Origin of the sequence: Macrococcus sp. DPC7161, assembly GCF_004117835.1 — a bacterium.
GTDB lineage: Bacteria > Bacillota > Bacilli > Staphylococcales > Staphylococcaceae > SDSC01.
Window position 1 is genome coordinate 1 of the sequence record NZ_SDSC01000023.1, and the last position, 791, is coordinate 791.

1 protein-coding gene is annotated in these 791 nt (G+C 40.1%); it reads right to left on the reverse strand.

What is annotated here, in order from left to right:
- Positions 1 to 791: SdrD B-like domain-containing protein (locus ER639_RS11895; protein ID WP_205757719.1), on the reverse strand; the 791-nt coding region annotated here is incomplete at both ends.

Consider the following 791-nt stretch of genomic DNA (forward strand, 5'->3'; position numbering starts at 1 on the left):
CCTGAATCGATTGTTGGATCATCTTTACCATCTACAGTGATTGTTACTTTCGTGCCATCTGAGTCACTTGTATCATCACCTGTATTTGGTGTTGTTGGTGTGTAACCTTCTGGTGTTTCAAATTCAATTGTTACTTCACCATTTGGTACGTTCGGGAACTCATAGTTTCCGTTTTCGTCCGTTGTTGTTGTTTCTGTTGTGCCATCTGGATATGTAATTGTTACTGTTACGCCTGGAATACCTGGCTCATCTGTATCTTGTTGTCCGTCTCCATCTGTATCTTCCCATACTGTATCTCCAACACTTACTTTGATGAATCCTGAATCTACAGTCATATCATCTGCGTTGTTGATTGTTACTTTCACAACTTGGCCATCTGAATCTAATCCATCGTTTCCTACATTAGAAATTGTTGGTCCATTGTATCCTTCTGGAGTACCGAATGTTACTGTGTAGTCACCGTTTGGTAAGTCTGTAAATACATAGTTACCATTCGCATCTGTTGTTGTTGTGATTGTTGAACCGTCAGGTTTTGTTAATGTTACTGTTACACCTGGAATACCTGGTTCTCCCGCATCTTGGATGCCATCTTTATCTGCATCAAACCATACTTTGTCGCCTAAATCATATACCGGTGTTGGTGGTACTTCTTTAACGAAGCCTGAATCGATTGTTGGATCATCTTTACCATCTACAGTGATTGTTACTTTCGTGCCATCTGAGTCACTTGTATCATCACCTGTATTTGGTGTTGTTGGTGTGTAACCTTCTGGTGTTTCAAATTCAATTGT